The organism is Sphingomonas sp. HMP9 (assembly GCF_013374115.1).
GTDB lineage: Bacteria > Pseudomonadota > Alphaproteobacteria > Sphingomonadales > Sphingomonadaceae > Sphingomonas.
Window position 1 is genome coordinate 3303589 of record NZ_AP022673.1, and the last position, 18935, is coordinate 3322523.

Sequence of the window (18935 nt, forward strand, 5' to 3'; positions counted from 1 at the left end):
CTTGTTCTCCCGCGAAGGCGGGAGCCCAGTCTGGATCCCCGCCTTCGCGGGGAAACACGTCGCGGTTGGTTAGGAGGCGCTGTCACCAATCACCACCCCGGCGGAGGCCGGGGCCCAATTGGGGAACGGCGGTAACGGCGGACAGCCCCTTGGTACTTCGACCTTCCCAATTGGGCCCCGGCCTTCGCCGGGGTGGTGTCTCTTCGGGGACGCTTAGCCGCTATTTGGCGGTCCACTTGTTCATCCAGCCGAGCACCTCGCCATACCATTGCCGCGAGTTCTTCGGCTTCAGCACCCAGTGGTTCTCGCCCGAATTGATTAGCAGTCGCGACGGAATCCCGCGACGCTGGAGCGCGGTGAACGTCGCCAGCCCCTGCGTGTACGGAATGCGGAAGTCCTTCTCGCCGGTAATGACCAGCATCGGCGTCTTCCACTTCGCCACGTAATTGACCGGGTTCCACTTCTCGAACGCCTGCGGGTCCTCGTAATAGGCCTTCCCGCCATGCTCCCATTCGTCGAACCACAGCTCTTCCGTCTCGTACGCCATCGCGCGCGCGTCGAACACGCCGTCATGCTGGACGATGCACTTGAAGCGATCGGGCCACTGCCCCTCGATCCAGTTCATCATGTAACCGCCATACGACGCGCCGAGCGCACACGCATTGTCGGCATCGAGCCACGCGAACTTGCCCGTCGCCGCGGCCAGCCCCTTTTTCAGGTCCTCGAGCGGCCAGCCGCCCCAGTTGTTGCTGATCGCGTCGGTGAAGCCCTGGCCATAGCCGGTCGACCCATGGAAATCGACCGCGACCAGGCCGTAGCCCGCGCCCGCGAACACGGCGGGGTTCCAGCGATACGACCAGCTGTTGTTGCTCGATCCTTGCGGCCCGCCATGCACCATGTACGCGATCGGCACCTTGCCCGTGGACCCGAACGGCTTCACCGCATAGCCCCAGACGGTATCGGCGTTCGCACCCTTGAAGTTGAACCGCGTGACCGTCGGCATGTCGATCCCCGCAAGCTTGGCAGCGTTGACCTGCGTCAGCCGCTGCGGTGCGCGGGTCCCGGCGACGCGGTAGAAATCGGCTGGTGCGATTAGGCTGTCCATCGCCACCACAGGCCCCCGCGCGGTGATCGCCACTGCGCTGACTTGGCCCTCCTGCGTGAGCCGCGTGACGGCGCCGCTCGTCGCGTCGACGCGGAACAGCGGCGTCTCCTGCGTGTCGTCCGCCGTCACATAGAGCGACTTCGAGTCCGGCGCCCATGCGATCGAGCCGACCGACCGGTCCCAACGCTCGGTCAGCGACACCGTCTTGCCGCTGGCGATATCGCGCAGCGTCAGTACCTGACGGTCCGCCTCGAACCCAGGCCGGCGCATCGCGAAGAACGCGAGCGTGCGGCCATCGGGCGACACGGTCGGCAGGTTGTCGGTCGCTGTGTTCGCCGCGGTCAGGTTGACCGGCGCCGCAGAGCCGTCCGCCGGCACCGAGAAGATATCGAGATTGGTCGACAGCGACTCGATCCGCCCAGCCTCGCGCATCGCGAAGTAGACGGTACGACCGTCGGGGCTCCACGACACTTCCTCGCCGCCGCCATACGGCTTCGATGGCGTATCGCCCACCAGCGCGCCGACCAGCGGAACGCCGTTCCCCGCCGCACCCGCAGCGGTCAGCGGCAGCACGAAGAGCTGCGAGCGCGTCCCGTCCGCCCACGTGTCCCAGTGCCGCACGAACAGCTGGTCGTAGGTGCGGCCTGCGCCAGCGTTCGGATCCTTCTTCTCCATCGCCGGCTCGAGGCTCGGCGCGCCGGGCTTGCGATCCGCCCAGACGAGCAGCTTGTCCCCGGTCGGCGCGACCTTGAAGCCGCTGAACCCGCCCTTGAAAGCCGTCAGCTTGCGCGGTGTGCCGCCCGTGACGGGGACCGACCAGACCGCATCCTCGCCGCCCTTGTCCGGCGTGAAATACACCGTGCTGCCCACGATCTGCGGATCGTTCTCGTTGACCTGCGGATCGGCGAGCAGCTTCACCGGCGACGCGCCCGGCGTGCTCAGATCGAGCCGCCATAGGTCGAAACGCCCCTTGTCGGCGGCAAGATCGGTCTCGCGCTGCGCCCAGACGAGCCAGTGCCCGTCCTGCGACGCAGTCGGCGCACCGACGCGGCTGAGCATCGTCACGTCGTCGATGGTGAGTTGCCGGGCGGAGGCGGGGGCACTCGCAAGGGCAAGCACGGCGAGGCTGGCGGAGAGCATGATCTTCATGGCGTGCTTGATAGGACGCATGCGGGATCGGGCGCAATCACCAGGGTTTGCACGGCGTGCCTCTCAGTTGGCTTGCACGACAGCACCGGTTCAGATCATGGCGGTATCAGGTCATAATCGCCCAACGCCTCCAGGATCGCCGTGTATGTTGAAGACCTTGATCCGCGGGACGGCAAGTGCGCTGCTTGTGGCTGCCATGGCGACCGCGTCTGCGGCACAGGTCGTCCTTCCGCCCGCAAGCGGCGCGGCGCATGTCCAATTGCCCGTCGATGCGCTGATGCAGGATGCGGCGGAATATGCGCGGCGGTTCGGCGTGCCGTTCGACGAGGCGTTGCGGCGGCTGCGCGCGCAGGGCGACAGCGTGCCGGCGACCGACGCGCTGCGCGAAATCTTCAAGGATCGCTGGGCCGGGATCGCGATCGAACATCTGCCGACCTACCGGATCGTCGTGCTGCTGACCGGCACCGATCCCGTGCCGGACCAGCAGGTCGTCGCCGGCGGCATGACCGTCCCGATCGTCTTCCGCACCGGCGCTGCCGCGACGCGCGAAGCCGTGCTCGCGGCGATCAGCAGCTACCAGGCGAAGATCCGCGCCGCCCTGCCGCATCCGCCCGGACTCGGCGTCGACCAGCGGACCGGCGAGCTTGTCGTGATGACCGCGAGCGCCGACGCCGATCTCGACCGGAACGGCGCGTTGCGCGCGCGCTTCGCGGCGATGACGGGCGTGCCGGTGCGCATCGACATCGTCGATCGCCCGCCAGTCGACATGCAGGTCGAGGCCGCTCCCGTCGCGACCCAGATCGCACCCGCACCAGCCGCCAGCGGCGCGATCGAAGGGGGCGGGCGCGTGGTCGGCACCGTCGATGGCAAGCGCTATGCCTGCACGACCGGCTTCGTCGTATCCGATGGCATCCGGAACGGCGTGGTCACCGCGGCGCATTGCCCGGACACGCTGTCCTATGTCGGCAAGCGCCCATCGGACGGCAGCCGCGAGGAATGGGCGCTGGCGTTCGTCGGGCAATGGGGCTGGGGCTATCAGGACGTGCAGGTCAACGTCGCGACGGCTGCCGGCGTCAGCTACGCGCCGCTGTTCTACGCCGATACCGCCAAGACGCTCGCGCGGCCTGTCGCGACGTGGCGGTACCGGGCCAGCACGCGCGCAGGCGACTTCGTGTGCCACCGCGGCGAGCGGACCGGGTATAGCTGTGCGGTGGTCGCGATGGTCGATTTTGCGCCGGCGGGTGATCTGTGCGGCGGCGCGTGCCTGCCGACCTGGGTCGCGGTCGAGGGGCCGACATGCAAGGGCGGCGACAGCGGTGCGCCGGTGTTCGAAGGCACGACCGCGCTTGGCCTCGTCAAGGGCGGGACGTATCGCCGCGACGGCACGTGCCTATTCTATTATTACATGTCGACGGACTATCTGCCGCCGGGCTGGACGCTGCTGCACCAATAGGACTGCAGCAATAGGACGGCGCCAATAGGAGTGCGCCGATAGGACTGCGCCAATAGGACTGCGCCAATAGGACTGCGGGGGGGCGGCCGATTGTGTCTCCCCGCCAAGCGCTGTACGTCCCGCCGGGAACACGGTGCCGCCGAGCGCCGATCGGCGGCCTATCGACACGGGCGGACTATGGACTCCTCGGGCCTTGAGGCCGTTTTCCTTGCGAACCGCGACACGCTGCTGCGGTTTCTTCGCTCGCTCGGCGCGGGCGATGCGGCGGAGGATCTGCTGCACGAGCTCTGGATGCGGATCCAGACCGCACCGACCGGCCCGATCGCGTCGCCGCTGTCGTATCTCTACCGGATGGCGAACAATTTAATGCTCGATCGTCACCGTGCCGTGCGGCAGGCGGAGAAGCGCGATCGTGAATGGACCGAGGCGACCGGCGGGCCTTCGCTCGACCGGTCCGAGGCGCCCTCCGCCGAACGCGTCGTAATCGCGCGCGAGCAGGCGGCCCTGGCGGAGGCGGCCTTGCAATCGGTCGGCGATCGCGCCGCGCGGATCTTCCGCCGCCACCGCATCGACGGGGTCGAGCAACGGACGGTCGCAGCCGAGTTCGGGGTCAGCCTCAGCACCGTCGAGGGCGACCTGCGGAAAGCTTACCGCGCGATGATCGATGCAAAGCGACGGTATGATGAGGCCTGATACGATCGTCTCCGTCTTCGGCTATAGGAGGCCATGATGGCGGAGCATGACGATATCGATGCGCAAGCGCTGGACTGGGTCGTCAGGACCGGTGGCGAGGCGTTCGACGATTGGGAAAACTTCCAGGCTTGGCTGGAGGCGGACCCGCGTCATGCGGCTGCGTATCATGCGATGTCGACGGATATAGAGGAGATGGCGGCGACCGTGCCGGCCGTGCAGTTCGCTCCGGACGTGATGCGGACTCCGCGGCGGCACTGGCCGGTCTGGGTCGGTGGAGCGATGGCGGCGTCGCTCGCGCTCTTCGTCGGCTATGAGGCGATCGAAACGCGCGCGCACCCCTATGCGGTAGAGACGGCGGCAGGCGTGATGCGGACGGTACAACTCGCCGATGGGAGCAGCATCGCGATGGGCGGTGCGACGCGGCTGACGCTCGACCGCAACGACCCGCGCACCGCGACGCTAGAGCGCGGCGAGGCGATGTTCGTGGTGCGGCACGACGCGAGCGACCCGTTCGAGGTCAGTGTCGGCGGCGCACGTCTGGTCGATGTCGGTACCGCGTTCGACGTGAAGCACGCGCGCGGCGAAACACGGGTCGCCGTGTCGGAGGGCGCGGTCGACTATAACCCGGGACGCGACGGCATCCGGCTCGCAAAGGGGCAGGGGTTGGTCGTGCGCGACGGCGAGGCGACCGTGACCACCATCGACGTCGCCAGCGTCGGGTCGTGGCGCGACAGCGTGCTGGCCTATGAAGGCGCGACGCTGGCGGAGGTCGCGGACGACCTGTCGCGCGCGCTCGGCGTCGACCTGCGCGTCGATCCGGGCGTGGCGAAGCGTCCGTTCAGCGGCAGCATCGCGACCGCCAAGCTGTCCGGCGATCCCCGGCTCGCCGCGCCGCTGCTGGGTGTCGCGATCCGCAAGCGTGACGGTCACTGGGTGATGTTCTCGCGCTCGTGAGGATGCGCGGATGTCTGGTCGTCGCGGCGCTTGTAGTCGTCGCTCCCGCGCAGGCGGCTCCTCTGACGCGCAGGGCGCCGGCGGTCGACTTGCCGGCGGGGCGTCTGGGCGACGCGGTGCTGGCGCTCGGGCGTCAGTCGGGGACGAGCATCGTCGTCGGCGATCCGACGCTATGGGCGCGGCGCGTGCCGGCGGTGCGCGGGCGGATGAGCGCGCGTGAGGCGCTCGATCGACTGGCCGTCGCGGCAAACGCCGACGTTGCAGCCGCAGGACCGTTGGGATGGCGGCTCGTTGCTCGCGCACCGCATGTCGCGATGGTCCGGGCGAAGCGGCCGAAGGTCGTCCCCATCGCCGCGCCGGTGACGGAAGGCGCGGACATCGTCGTCACCGGCAGCAAGCGCGACGTCCGGTTGCGCGATTTCGCAGGGCAGGTGGCGCTGCTCGACGGTGTCGATCTTGCGCTCGGCGGTGCGGGCGGGACCGAGGCGATCCTCGCGCGGCTGGCAAGCGTGTCGTCGACGCATCTCGGCGCCGGCCGCAACAAGCTGTTCATTCGCGGGATCGCCGATTCCAGCTTCACCGGACCGACGCAAACCACGGTCGGCCAGTATTTCGGCGACCTCCGTCTCAGCTATAACGCGCCCGATCCAGACCTGCGGCTGTACGATATCGCGTCGGTCGAGGTGCTCGAAGGGCCGCAGGGGACGCTGTACGGCGCAGGGTCGCTCGGCGGGATCATCCGCACCGTGCCGAACGCACCGGAGCAGGGCGCAGTGTCGGCGTCGATCGCGGGCGGACTCTCGGCGACATGGCACGGCGATCCGGGCGCGGACCTGGGCGCGACGCTGAACATGCCGCTCGGCGACCGCGTGGCGTTGCGCGTCGTCGGCTACGGCGTGCGTGAAGGCGGGTATATCGACAACCCGGTGCTCGATCGCCGCGACGTGAACCGGACGCGGATCGGTGGCGGTCGCGCGATGCTGCGGCTCGATGCGGGGAATGGCTGGACGGTCGATCTCGGCGGGATCGGGCAATGGACCAAGGGCGACGACAGCCAATATGCCGACCGCGACGCGCCGGCCCTGACACGATCCAGTGCGATCGTGCAGGGGTTCTCGGCGGACTATCTGATGGGGCAGGTCGTCGTATCGGGCGAGATCGGCGGATTGAAGGTCAAGTCCTCGACCGGAATCGTCGGGCAGACGCTGACCGAGCGCTACGATGCGACGCTGCCCGAAGGCGCCGCGCGAGTGTTCGCGCAGCGCAACGCGACCAACCTGATCGCGAACGAGACGCGGGTGTGGCGGCCGATGCGCAACGGGTTCGGCTGGGTGGTGGGCGGTAGTTTCACGCACAACCGCACCCGGCTTTCGCGGTCGCTGGGGCCGATCGATGCACCGACGCCAGTGACGGGTGTCACGAACAGCATCGACGAGGCGACGCTGTACGGCGAGGGGAGCGTGCAGTTGGTGCCTGGGCTGACCGCGACGGCGGGCGCGCGCGTCACGCGAGCGTCGCTCGCGGGAACCGGCGAGGACATCGCGCCGGCACGGCTGGAGACGGTCGCGCTCGCCCGCGCTCGCGTGACGGCGGATCGGATCGAGACGAGCGTACTCCCGTCCGCGTCGCTGATCGCGGCGGTCCTGCCGAAGGTGTCGCTGTATGGTCGGTACCAACAGGGGTTTCGACCCGGCGGCCTCGCGATCGAAAGCGATTTCGTACGGCGGTTCGAGAATGATCGCGTGCGGACGCTGGAGAGCGGCGTGCGCTACGGGCTCGCCGGACTCGACAATGCCTATCTGACGGCGAGCGTATCGCACACGATCTGGCAGGATATCCAGGCGGACTTCATCGACGCGACCGGCCTGCCAAGCACCGCCAACATCGGCGACGGGCGGATCTGGACGTTCAGCGCAGCGGGCGGGTGGAAGCCGGTCGCCGGGCTGACGCTCGATGCGGGCTTCACCTATAACGACAGCCGCGTGACCGAACCCAGCCCGGCGCTGTTCGTGGCGCTCGCGCGGATGAGCCAGGTGCCCAACATCGCGCGCTACGCCGGTCGGCTGGGGGCGGACTATCGCCGTGATCTCGGCCGGGATCTCGAACTACGGGTATATGGCTGGGCGCGCTATGTCGGCCGGTCTCGGCTGGGTGTCGGTCCGGTGCTCGGCGAGGAGCAAGGGGACTATCTCGATACGGCGCTGACCGCGCGGGTCGGGCGGCCGTCGCTGGGCGTGACGCTCGGGATGACGAACCTGACCGACAGCGTCGGCAACCGGTTCGCGCTGGGCACGCCGTTCCAGATGGGCAGCGGGCAGATCACGCCGCAACGTCCGCGTACGATCCGGATAGGCTTGGACGCGGCCTTTTGAGCGCCCGCGTCCCGACGTTCGTCAGGACGCGGGGCGTGCGCTGCCTCAAGCGTTCGCCAGCGCCCGCTGGTCTGCGGGCAGCAACGCCAGCGCGGTCTTGTAGCAATCGTCGACATGCGAGTTGCCGACCAGTTTCATCGCGCCGAAGCTGATCGTCGCCGCCACCGCCGAGCCCGCGAAGGGCACGAACTTGGCCATCGACCCCACCGCAACGCGCGCGCCGACGCGGCGGAGCAGGGCAATGACGATGCGCTTGGTCACCATCCGGCCGATCATCGTGTTGCCGAGGCTGGACGCCATCACCAGCGCCTGCTGCGCGAGCTGCGGCTCGAGCTTCTGCACCTGCTCGTGATCAAGGCCGAAGCGCTTGCTGATCTCGGGCAGCAGCTTGGTGAGCAGGCCGATGTCCGCGATGATGTCCGCGCCGGGAATCGGCACGACGGCTGCGCCCGCAGACATCATCGAGCGCGTCGTGACGAGGCGTTTGCTGTCGTCGCGGATGCGGTCGAGTTCGGCAATGGTGGTGATCATGCTGACGTTTCCCTGAAATTATCGAGCCGATAACGCGCCGCATCCGCGCTGGTGCCGCTGGATAATGCGGTGGGGTTCAAGGTTCGCGGGCCACGTCTCCGTCCTCTTCTCGAAAACACATCGAAAAGGGTTCCGTATGCGTCGTCTCCTGCTGACCACCACCTGCCTGTTCGCGGTCACGACTGGCGCCCAGGCGCAGACCGTGATCGACACCAAGCGGACCGATACGGTGCGGACCTCGACGATCAAGGCCGGTGCGCCCGACAATATTCGCATTGCTGCCGCCGGTTCCGTGACGCCGACGAGCGGCACCGCAGTGACTGTCGACAGCGTAAACTCGCTCAGCAACGAAGGCACGATCCAGGTCACCAATGCCGACGGTTCGACCGGCGTCCTCGCCAATGCGGGCACCGGCGGCGGGATCACCAACACGACGACCGGCAAGATCATCATCGACGAAAGCTATGTCGCGACGGACACGGACAAGGACGGCGACCTCGACGGCCCGTTCGCGGCAGGCACTGGCCGCACCGGTATCCGCACGGCGGGCGCGTATGCGGGGGCAATCGTCAACAGCGGCGCGATCACGGTCAAAGGCAACAACTCCGCCGGCATCTGGCTCGGCGGCCCCCTGACCGGCGCGTTCACGCATGACGGGCAGACCGCGGTCACCGGTGACGGATCGACCGGCGTGCGGGTCGCCGACGTCACCGGCAACGTCCGGCTCGCGGGTACGATCGCAGCGATCGGGCAGGGCGCGGTCGCGGCGCGCGTCGATGGCAACATCACCGGCGCGCTGGTGGTGCAGGGCGCGCTCGGTTCGACCGGCTATCGCTATGCGACCGCACCTGCCGACGTATCGAAGCTCGACGCCGACGATCTGTTGCAGGGCGGATCCGCGCTGGTCGTCGCGGGCAACGTCTCGGGCGGGATCATCTTCGCGATCCCGCCGAAGGACGCGAGCACGACCGATACCGACGAGGACAAGGACGGGCTTCCCGACGCCACCGAAGGCTCGGCGGCGATCACGTCGTTCGGCGCGGCGCCGGCGGTGCAGATCGGCTCGGCCACGCGCGCCGTCGCGATCGGCGCGGTCGCGGGCACCGGGACCGGCTTCGGCCTGATCGTCGACGGCGGCATCGCGGGCAGCGGCGTCTATGGCGGCGTCGAGGGCAACGGCCTCGCGATCGGTGGCCTTGGCGGCGCCGTGACGATCGCCGGCGGGATCGCCGTCAACGGGACGGTGGCCGCGACAGCGAACGGCGCGAGCGCGACGGCGTTGAAGCTCGGCAGCGGTGCATCGACCCCTGAAATCCGCAACGCCGGCACGATCTCCGCGGCAGGGGGCGGTACGACCGCATCGCGCTCGACGGCGGTCTTGGTCGACACCGGCGCATCGGTCGGTACGATCCGCAACAGCGGCACGATCAAGGCGGCGGCACAGGCGGCCGACGGCACCGCGATCGGCATCCTCGATCGGTCGGGCACCGTCACGCTGGTCGAGAATAGCGGCGGGATCGGCGCATCGGGGGCGCTCGCCACGTCCGAGCGCAACGTCGCGATCGATCTCTCGGCCAACACCACCGGCGCGATCGTCCGCCAGACCGCGGTCGCCACCGGCATCGCGGCGCCCGCGATCGTCGGCGACGTGCGCTTCGGCAGCGGTAGCGACGTATTCGACGTCGCCGACGGCACCGTTACCGGCACCGCACGGTTCGGCAGCGGCAACAACCGCCTCGCACTGTCGGGCGATGCGACCTTCGCCGGTGGCGCTGTGTTCGGTGCAGGCAACGACGCACTCGCACTCACGGGGACGTCGGTGTTCGGCGGCGCGGCCGACTTCGGCGGCGGTGCCGACACGCTGACGCTCGGCGGCACCGCGCGCTTCTCCGGCACGCTCCTCAATGCGAATGGCCTTGCGGTGGCGGTCAACGGCGGAACGCTCGACATCACCAAGGCGGCGTCGATCGCGTCGCTGTCGGTCGGCGGCGGCGGTATCCTGGCGGTGACGCTCGACAAGACCGGCGGCACCGGCACCATGATCCAGGTCGCCGGCACGGCCGCGTTCGACAAGGATTCGAAGCTCGCGCTGAAACTGACCAGCGTCGTCGATGCGGAGGGCCGCTACACCGTCCTGCGCGCGGGCACGTTGACGGGGGCTGCAAACCTGACCGCGACCACGACGCTGCTTCCGTTCCTCTACAAGGGCAGCATCGCGACCGGCACGGGCAATGATCTCGCCGTCGACGTCGCGCGCAAATCGTCGACCGAACTCGGGCTCAATCGCTCGCAAGCCTCGGCCTACGACGCGATCTACAAGGCGCTCGGCAACGACGCCAAGGTTGGTGGCGCGTTCCTCAACATCACCGACGCAGACGCGTTCCGCGGCTCGGTCCGCCAGATGCTGCCCGATCATGCCGGCGGCACGTTCGAGACCGTGACGATGGGCTCGCGCGCCACCGCCCGCCTGCTCGCCGACCCGCACGGCCCGTTCAAGGACGAAGGCAAATGGGGCTATTGGGTGACCCAGGTCGCGTGGGGGACGTCGAAGAGCGTTGCCGACACGGCGGGCTACGACGTCAGTGGCTGGGGTGTCTCGGCCGGTGCCGAATACAAGACCGGCGTCGGCAATTTCGGGACCTCGCTCGCCTATCTGCATGGCCAGGATGCCGACGACGGTACGGACAACGAAGTGAATTCGGACCAGTATGAGCTGGCCGGATACTGGCGCGGGCATTGGGGTGGCCTGCAGGCCAATGCCCGCGCCTCGGGTGCGAAGGTGAAGTTCGGCGGTGTCCGTCAGTTCAGCGGCGCGATCGGGAGCGAAGTGGTCTCGCGGACGTCGAAGGGCGACTGGGACGGCACGCTGTACGCGGCATCCGGGGGCCTGTCGTACGAGGCGGGCACCGGCATGCTTACCTTCCGCCCGGTGCTCGCGATCGACTATTACAAGCTCAAGGAGGACGGGTACAGCGAGACCGGCGGCGGCAAGGCGATCGACCTCGTCGTGCGGTCGCGGACCAGCGACGAGCTCGCGGTCACCGGGAGCGGCGCCCTCGGGCTGAACTTCGGCGGACCCAAGTTCGAAGACGGCTGGTTCCGTGTCGAAGCCGAAGGCGGCCGGCGCCAGATCGTCGGTGGTGGTCTGGGTGCGACCACTGCGTCGTTCGAAGGCGGCCAGTCGTTCACGCTGACTCCCGACAAGCGCACCAGCGGCTGGGTCGGCAAGCTGCGCGGCGTCGGTGGCAACGGCATCTTCCGGATGGGCGGAGAGTTCAACGCCGAGCAGCAACAGGGCCGCGTCGCGCTGTCGCTGCGCGCCAGCCTGCAGATCGGGCTCTGAGGCGACGGCATGTTCCGGGGGCGGGCGATGGCTCGATTCCGCCCCTGGACTGTTGTCGGCGCAGAGCAGGAGTGAAGATATGGCCGACGACCGTTTGAACATCGACATGAAGACCCTCGAGGACAATAGCGACCTGCGCCAGGTCGAGTTCGAGGCCGAGGTGAGCGAAGAACGCTATCAGTTCGCGGTCCAGTACGACGTGCTCGAAGCGCTCAGCACCGTATCGCCCGAGGGCGAGGCCGTGGCGATCTTCAAACAGCATGCCGAAGAGATCGCCGAACTCGGTGTCGTGGCCCTTGCGCGCGATCCCGACCAGGAGATCGTCGTCATCAGCGAAAACGATCTGGACTAGCACCCTCTTCCGGCCGATCCTCACGACGATCCGGCATTGTCGTCCGGACGCTGGGGAGACGGATGATGAAATCGATTTGCATGGGTTTTGCCGTGGCGATGGCAGTCGCAACCGGCGCGACGGCGGCACAGGCGCAGAAGGTCAGTCCCGCGATCACCATCGCACTGGCGGATCCGGCCCGCGCTGATCAGCAAGGCGATGACTTCCGCCGCAAGGCTGCCGACGTCCTCGCCTTCTCGGGTGTGCGCCCGGGCAACGTCGTGATCGATTACCTGCCCGGTGAAGGGTATTGGACACGGATCTTTACCGGCATCGTCGGAGCCAAGGGCCATGTCTACGCGGTCTGGCCGGCCGCAGGCGCGAAATATGCGGAGAAGACCCTGCCCGCGCTTCAGGCGCGCAACCTCGCCAACGTCACCGCCGTCGTCCAGCCAACCAACCTGCCGACCTCGCCCAAGCCGGTCGACCTGTTCTGGACCGTGCAAAATTATCACGACATCGCCAATAACGGTGGTGGCGAGCGCGCGTTGAAGGCCTTCGACAAGGCGGTGTTCAACATGCTCAAGCGCGGCGGCATCTACGTCGTGATCGATCATGCCGACGCCCCCGGCAGCGGCATGGCCGGCACCGAGACACGGCACCGGATCGACCCGGCGGCGGTCAAGGCGCAGGTCCAGGCGGCGGGGTTCAAGTTCGTCGGCGAATCGACCGTGCTGCGCAATCCGTCCGACGATCACACCAAGCCGGTGTTCGACCCCGCGATCCGCGGCAAGACCGACCAGTTCGTCTACAAGTTCAAGAAGCCCTAAGCGCGTCGGCGACGGAACGACGGGGCGACGGAACGACGGGGCGGCGGATCGACGGCATCCGCGCGCGTCGATCCGTCGCCATCGCCGTCCCGCATGGCGTTCGAGTCCAGCGCTCGGGCATGGCGTTCGCGGCGGGACAGCCCTAAGCGACTTTGATGAACGACAAAATTGCTGCCCCATCGATGCGTCCAGGCGAGTTCGTCGCCTTCATCGCCGCGTTGATGGCGGTCAACGCACTTGGCGTCGACCTGATGCTGCCGGCGCTCGCCGATATCGGCCACCAGCTCGGCATCGCCACCGCGAACCATCGCCAGTGGATCATCACCGCATACATGCTCGGCTTCGGCGCGGGGCAACTCGTCTATGGGCCGCTCGCCGATCGCTACGGCCGCCGGATCATCCTGCTCGTCACGCTCACGGGCTTCGTTGCGGCGAGCATCTTCGCGGCCGGATCGCAGACGTTCGCGGCCTTGCTCGGTGCACGCGTTCTCCAGGGGCTGATGTCCGCCTCGACTCGCGTGCTCGCGGTCGCCATCGTGCGGGACCGGTATTCGGGTCGCCAGATGGCGCGCACGCTGTCGGTCGCGCAGATGATCTTCTTCCTGGTGCCGATCATGGCGCCCAGCCTCGGGCAGGTGCTGCTCGCATTCGGTCCGTGGCGGTTCATCTTCTACGCGCTGGCGGGCTTTGCCGCATTCGTCCTTGCCTGGTCGGCGACGCGGTTGCGCGAATCGCTGCCGGTCGAGCGCCGCTCGCCGCTGTCGTTCGCGTCGCTTCGCCGGGCGTATTCGCTGACGCTGACCAACCGCTATTCGGCAGGCTATGCGGTCGCGGCGTCGATGACGTTCGGCGGGATCATCGCCTTTGTCTCGTCGGCGCAGCAGATCTTCGTTGACGAGTTCCATGCCGGCGAGCGGTTCACGATCCTGTTCGCGGTCTGCGCGTTTTCGATGGGGTGCGCGTCGTTCGCCAACAGCCGGCTGGTCGAGCGTCTCGGCACGCGCCTCATATCGCAGGCCGCGGTGCTGGGGCTGATCGCGCTGTCGGTGATCCATATCGGCGTGATCGCGGCCGGGTCGGAGTCGCTCTGGACCTACATGCTGTTCCAGGCGCTGAGCATGACGTGCATCGGCCTGTGCGGATCGAATTTCGGGGCGATGGCAATGGAGCCGGTTGGGCACATCGCCGGCACCGCATCCTCCATCCAGGGATTCATCACCAGCGTCGGTGCGGTGATCGTCGGTTCGCTGATCGGCCAGTCGTACAACGGCACCACCTATCCGCTGGCGATCGGCTATCTCGCGATCGGGCTGGGCGTGCTGGCGGTGGTGTACATGGTCGAGGGCGGCAAGCTGTTCCACGCGCATCACAAGGCCTGATGCGCGTCACGCCCCGACGCCGCGTTCATGCGCCCACACGATCGCCGCGCTGCGCCGGTTGACGCCGATCTTCGCATAGAGCCGCGCGACATGGTTGCGCACCGTGTTGCGCGACAGGTCTAGCCGGGTGGCGATCGCCGCATCGTCGAGGTCCTGGCAGATCAGCTCGAGAACTTCACGTTCGCGCTTGCTGAGTTCGGTGGTGGGGGGCGTGGTACCCGCACTGGCGCGCGGATTGCGCAGGGTCGCCAGCTTGTCCATGATCGACCGGCTGAGCCAGTTGGCATCCTTCATCACCGCGTCGATCGCCTCGACGAGTTCGAGTTCGCCGCGGCGGCGTGCCGATATGTCCTGATACAGCCACACGACGCAGGGCGTGCCGTCGACGCTGATCCGTTCGGCGGAGACGAGGCAGTCCAGTGTTTCGCCGTTCTTGTGAAGCAGGCGGACATCGTGGCCGCGGATGCCGTTGCGTTCGCGGATCTCGGTTTCCAGCTCGACCCGCTGCGCCGCATCGTTCCACAGCTGGAGGTCGTCCGCGAGCCGGTCGACGAGCGCGTGATCGGTGTAGCCGGTGAGGCTCTTGAACGCCGCGTTCACCTCCACGATGCGGTTCTCGTCGCCCTTGGTGATGACCATCGCGACGGGCGCCATCTCGAACACCGACGCGAAATGGCGTTCGCTGGCCTGCAACGCCAGTTGCGCGCGGCGCCGGGGTTCGAGATCGGCGAAGGTGAAGAGCAGGCAGTCTTCGTTCGCGAGCTCGATCGGCTGGCCGGCAAGGATGACCAGCGTCTTGTCCCCCCCGCGAGCGGCAGCTCGGCCTCGAGTTGCGGGACGGTCTTGCCGGCTGCGACGCGGTCCTTGACGAACGGCTTGCGCTCGACCTCGGCGAGGAAGTCGAGATCGAACAACGTCCTGCTGACGATCTGGTCACGGTCATAGCCGGAGAGATCGAGGAACCCCTGGTTGACCAGCACATAGCGCTGGTCGGCGACGCGCATGATGAGGGCAGGGGCGGGGTTTGCATGGAACATCGCCTGGAACCGGTCCTCCGCGTCGAACCGTTCGGAGACGTCGTTGATCACCATCCCCAAGCAATCGGGATCGCCGCCATCTTCGTCCATGACGATGTCGCGGACCTGATGCACCCAGCGCGGCTCGTCCGCGTCCGGTGACGAGACCTCGACGATGAGGTCGGGAAAGCTTTCGCCGGCGAGCAGCCGCATCAACGGGTATTCGCGGCGCGGCAGCTTGCGACCGTCGCGGTACCGCAGCCGGAAGCGCGCCGCATAATCGTCCGCGGTCTCGCCCAGATCCGCCAACGCCGTGACGCCGTGCATCTTCAGCGCGGCCGGGTTCGCGCTGAGGATGATGCCGGTCGGATCCATCAGGATGACGCCTTCGAGCAACCCGGTCATGAGCTGTTCGAGGTGGTGCAGCGTCGGTGCGTGGAGCGGCTTGCCATTCGTCTTGGTCATGTCGGTCCAGCGACCAAAAGGGGGCTGCGGTTCCGTGCCCGGCGCTACATTTATACCAATGCGCCCAGTATCTGAGCACCAATCGAAAAATCCGGTCGCGGCGCCGAAACTGAACGGATCCGCGGTTTCGACGGTTGAGCACCCTGTACAATCACCCGAACTATCATCGTCCAGGAGCCTCATCATGAACCTCATCATTCTTCTCGTCGTCGGCGGGCTCATCGGTTGGGTCGCCAGCATGATCATGCGCACCGACGCGCAGCAGGGTATCATCCTGAACATCGTCGTCGGCATCGTCGGCGCGTTGCTCGCCGGCTTCCTGATCACGCCGCTGATCGGTGGCGCATCGATCATGGACGGCGCGCTCAACATCCAGTCGATCCTGATCTCGCTGGTCGGCGCAGTGATCCTGCTTGCGATCGTCAACATGTTTCGTCGCGGTACGGTTCGCTGATCCGATCGGGGGGCGGCGTGATCGACATGTCGCCTCCCACCCGGCGAACGCCCTCATTTCCAGAACCGAACAACCAGGAGAGTATCATGACCGTTCGAGCATTCATGGCATGCGGCGCATTGCTGCTGGCCTCCAGCGCCGTCGCCCAGACCGCGACGCATGCCGGCGCGCACAACCCCGCCGTCAAGAACAACGATGCCGCGCGCGTCACAGCACCGGCCAAGGGCGCCAATTCCTTTTCCGAGGACCAGGCTCGTGGTCGCCTGACCAAGGCCGGTTACCGGTCCGTCTCGCGCCTGGCGAAGGACAAGGACGGCGTCTGGCGCGGCAGCGCGACCAAGGCCGGCAAGACGGTCAATGTCGGGCTCGACTACAAGGGCAACGTGACCGCGCGCTAATCCATTTTCTTAGGAGAGAAACGATGACCAAGACCCTTACCCGCCTGTTCGACGACTATTCCGACGCCAAGTCCGCACTGAACGACCTCGAGCGTCTCGGCGTGCCGCACGACGCGATCAGCATCGTCGCGAACAACGCCGACGGCGCGCACGGCGATCACGACACGTCGCTCGGTGACGTCGACGATCGCGGCGATGTCAGCCGCGGTGTCTCGACCGGTGCAGCCGTTGGCGGTGTCGGCGGCCTGCTCGCCGGTCTCGGCCTGCTCGCGATTCCGGGCCTGGGACCGATCGTCGCCGCCGGCTGGCTTGCGTCGACCGTGGTCGGTGCGGGCATCGGTGCAGCGGGCGGAGCCGCGACCGGCACGATCGTCGGCGCCCTGAAGGACGCGGGTCACACCGACGACGAAGCGCATGTCTATTCGGAAGGCGTCCGTCGCGGCGGCACCCTGCTGAGCGCACGAGTCGACGACAGTCTCGCAGCCGAGGCCGAAGCGGTTCTCGATCGTCATCGGTCGGTCGATGCGACCACCCGCGGTGCCGCCTATCGCCAGGATGGCTGGACGCGCTTCGACGAGGCAGCGCCTGCGTATACGCGCGACGAGGTCGCTACGGAGCGCGGTCGGTATGGTTCGGTGTCGTCGACCAACTCGACGACCTACTGAACGACGCCATCACCGTCCTTGCCGCCGGCGTATCGGGCGGCAAGGGCGATGGCGTCGGAATAGCGAAGGGGTCGGTTTGGGTTCAACCAAACCGACCCCTTCGTCGTTCGATGCTAGCCTGAGGATCTCAGCTGTGGAGCGACCGTCGGAACGTCTCCGGCAGGAACACCAGGCCCACCAGCGCCGTCACCGCACATGCCACAATCGGGTACCAGAGCCCGTAATAGATATCCCCGGTCGCCGCGACCATTGCGAACGCCGCGGTCGGCAGGAACCCGCCGAACCAGCCATTGCCGATATGATAGGGCAGCGACATCGACGTGTAGCGGATCTTGGTCGGGAACAGCTCGACCAGTAGCGCCGCGATCGGCCCGTAGACCATCGTCACGTACAGCACGAGGATAACCAGGATCGCGACGACCAGCGGCTTGTTGATCTGCGCCGGATCGGCCTTTTCAGGGTAGCCCACCGCGGTGAGGGCAGTCTTCACCTCGGCACCAAACGCCTTGATCGCGGCGGCCTTGTCTGGCCCCGAGACGACCGCCGGGTTGACGACGGGAATGGTCGCGCTGCCGATATGGATCTGCGCGACGGTGCCGGCAGGCGCGACGACGTTGGCATAGGAGATGCCCGCCTTGGCTAGGTACGACTTGGCGATGTCGCACGAGCTGCTGTCGAACTTGTTCTTGCCGACGGGATCGAACTGCACCGAGCACTCGTCGGGGTTGGCGACGACGCTCACCGGCGAATTGGCTTGCGCCGCATAGAGTGCCGGGTTGGCGGCCTTCGACAGCGCATGGAACAGCGGCATGTAGGTCAGCGCGGCGAGCGCGCAGCCGGTCAGGATGATCCACTTGCGCCCGATCTTGTCTGACAGCCAGCCGAAGAAGATGAACGCCGGCGTCGCGATCAGCAGCGCGATCGCGATCAGGATGTTGGTGGTCGGCCCGTCGACACGCAGGTTCTTCTCGAGGAAGAACAGCGCGTAGAACTGGCTGGTGTAGAACACGACGCCCTGCCCGACGACCGCACCGAACAGCGCGATCAGCACGATCTTGAGGTTGCTCCACTGGCCGAACGCCTCGGTCAGCGGTGCCTTCGACGTCTTGCCCTCGTCCTTCATCTTCTGGAACACCGGGCTCTCTTCGAGCTGCATGCGGATCCACAGCGACACCGCGAGCAGCGCGATCGAGACGATGAACGGGATACGCCAGCCCCAGGCGGCAAACGCCTCTTCGCCGACCAGCGTGCGCACGCCGATGACGATCAGCAGCGCCGCGAACAACCCTAGCGACGCGGTGGTCTGGATAAAGCTGGTGAACAGCCCGCGCTTCTTGTCGGGCGCATGCTCGGCGACATAGGTCGCAGCGCCGCCATATTCACCGCCGAGCGCGAGACCCTGCAACAGCCGCAGAACGACCAGCGCGATCGGCGCGGCGACGCCGACCGAGGCATAGCTCGGCAGCAGGCCGACGAGGAACGTCGACAGCCCCATGATCGCCATGGTGACGAGGAAGGTGTTCTTGCGGCCGACGACATCGCCGATCCGCCCGAACACGAGCGCGCCGAACGGCCGCACCGCAAACCCGGCCGCGAACGCCGCGAGCGCGAAGATGAACCCGGTCGTCTCGTTTACGCCCGAGAAGAACTGCGCGGTGATGATCGTCGCGAGCAGGCCGTAGAGATAGAAATCATACCATTCGAACACCGCGCCCAGCGACGACGCGATGATGATGAGCGGCTGGCTCTGCTTCACGTGACCAAGGGGCGATGCGTCCCCGGTAGTAGTCGCCATGG

Annotated in this window: 16 protein-coding genes; 11 read left to right on the forward strand and 5 right to left on the reverse strand. The window is 67.3% G+C overall.

Annotated elements, in window-relative coordinates; genetic code table 11:
- Positions 1-220: 220 nt before the first annotated feature.
- Positions 221-2254, reverse strand: a complete 2034-nt coding sequence (locus HMP09_RS14935; protein WP_176501012.1) for a S9 family peptidase — start codon at positions 2252-2254, stop codon at positions 221-223.
- A gap of 145 nt (positions 2255-2399) precedes the next feature.
- Between HMP09_RS14935 and HMP09_RS14940 the strand changes: the two genes are divergently transcribed.
- The 4 genes from HMP09_RS14940 (at position 2400) to HMP09_RS14955 (ending at position 7726) form a co-directional block, all read left to right on the forward strand.
- Entirely contained in the window at positions 2400-3707 is a 1308-nt protein-coding gene (locus tag HMP09_RS14940; protein WP_232090355.1) for a S1 family peptidase, read from the forward strand.
- Between the two features lie 177 nt (positions 3708-3884).
- Positions 3885-4400, forward strand: a complete 516-nt coding sequence (locus tag HMP09_RS14945; protein WP_176501013.1) for an RNA polymerase sigma factor — start codon at positions 3885-3887, stop codon at positions 4398-4400.
- 36 nt (positions 4401-4436) lie between these two features.
- Positions 4437-5354, forward strand: a complete 918-nt coding sequence (locus HMP09_RS14950) for a FecR family protein (protein ID WP_176501014.1) — start codon at positions 4437-4439, stop codon at positions 5352-5354.
- Positions 5355-5443: 89 nt separating this feature from the next.
- On the forward strand, positions 5444-7726 hold the full coding sequence (locus tag HMP09_RS14955; protein ID WP_332103223.1) for a TonB-dependent receptor: 2283 nt from the start codon (positions 5444-5446) through the stop codon (positions 7724-7726).
- Between the two features lie 45 nt (positions 7727-7771).
- Here the strand turns inward: HMP09_RS14955 and HMP09_RS14960 are convergent, their stop codons facing one another.
- Complete coding sequence (locus HMP09_RS14960; RefSeq protein ID WP_176501016.1) at positions 7772-8257, reverse strand: hypothetical protein; 486 nt, start codon at positions 8255-8257, stop codon at positions 7772-7774.
- A gap of 136 nt (positions 8258-8393) precedes the next feature.
- Here HMP09_RS14960 and HMP09_RS14965 point away from each other — a divergent pair, with 136 nt between their 5' ends.
- The 4 genes from HMP09_RS14965 (at position 8394) to HMP09_RS14980 (ending at position 14140) form a co-directional block, all read left to right on the forward strand.
- Complete coding sequence (locus HMP09_RS14965) at positions 8394-11600, forward strand: autotransporter outer membrane beta-barrel domain-containing protein (RefSeq protein ID WP_176501017.1); 3207 nt, start codon at positions 8394-8396, stop codon at positions 11598-11600.
- Between the two features lie 79 nt (positions 11601-11679).
- Positions 11680-11952: a DUF1488 family protein gene (locus tag HMP09_RS14970; RefSeq protein WP_176501018.1), complete on the forward strand. Its 273-nt coding sequence runs from the start codon at positions 11680-11682 to the stop codon at positions 11950-11952.
- Between the two features lie 65 nt (positions 11953-12017).
- Positions 12018-12761: a class I SAM-dependent methyltransferase gene (locus HMP09_RS14975; protein WP_176501019.1), complete on the forward strand. Its 744-nt coding sequence runs from the start codon at positions 12018-12020 to the stop codon at positions 12759-12761.
- Positions 12762-12943: 182 nt separating this feature from the next.
- Positions 12944-14140 carry a multidrug effflux MFS transporter gene (locus HMP09_RS14980; protein WP_176501805.1) on the forward strand — a complete coding sequence of 399 codons (1197 nt, stop codon included), beginning with the start codon at positions 12944-12946 and terminating at the stop codon, positions 14138-14140.
- A gap of 6 nt (positions 14141-14146) precedes the next feature.
- On the opposite strand, the gene HMP09_RS18565 is transcribed toward HMP09_RS14980, so the two are convergent.
- Positions 14147-14794, reverse strand: a complete 648-nt coding sequence (locus tag HMP09_RS18565; RefSeq protein WP_269473615.1) for a helix-turn-helix transcriptional regulator — start codon at positions 14792-14794, stop codon at positions 14147-14149.
- A complete protein-coding gene (locus HMP09_RS14990) occupies positions 14737-15621 on the reverse strand; it encodes a PAS domain-containing protein (protein WP_176501021.1) in 885 nt (294 codons plus the stop codon). Before HMP09_RS14990 ends, HMP09_RS18565 begins: the two co-directional genes overlap by 58 nt.
- A 184-nt stretch (positions 15622-15805) precedes the next feature.
- Between HMP09_RS14990 and HMP09_RS14995 the strand changes: the two genes are divergently transcribed.
- The 3 genes from HMP09_RS14995 to HMP09_RS15005 all read left to right on the forward strand — a co-directional run bounded on the left by HMP09_RS14995 (position 15806) and on the right by HMP09_RS15005 (position 17138).
- Positions 15806-16075, forward strand: a complete 270-nt coding sequence (locus tag HMP09_RS14995) for a GlsB/YeaQ/YmgE family stress response membrane protein (protein WP_176501022.1) — start codon at positions 15806-15808, stop codon at positions 16073-16075.
- An 86-nt stretch (positions 16076-16161) separates the two neighbouring features.
- Entirely contained in the window at positions 16162-16473 is a 312-nt protein-coding gene (locus HMP09_RS15000; protein WP_176501023.1) for a hypothetical protein, read from the forward strand.
- Positions 16474-16496: 23 nt separating this feature from the next.
- The gene (locus HMP09_RS15005; RefSeq protein WP_176501024.1) at positions 16497-17138 is read left to right on the forward strand and encodes a hypothetical protein; all 642 of its coding nucleotides are present in this window, start codon (positions 16497-16499) and stop codon (positions 17136-17138) included.
- A 127-nt stretch (positions 17139-17265) separates the two neighbouring features.
- Here the strand turns inward: HMP09_RS15005 and HMP09_RS15010 are convergent, their stop codons facing one another.
- Entirely contained in the window at positions 17266-18933 is a 1668-nt protein-coding gene (locus HMP09_RS15010; RefSeq protein ID WP_176501025.1) for an MFS transporter, read from the reverse strand.
- Between the last annotated feature and the right edge of the window lie 2 nt (positions 18934-18935).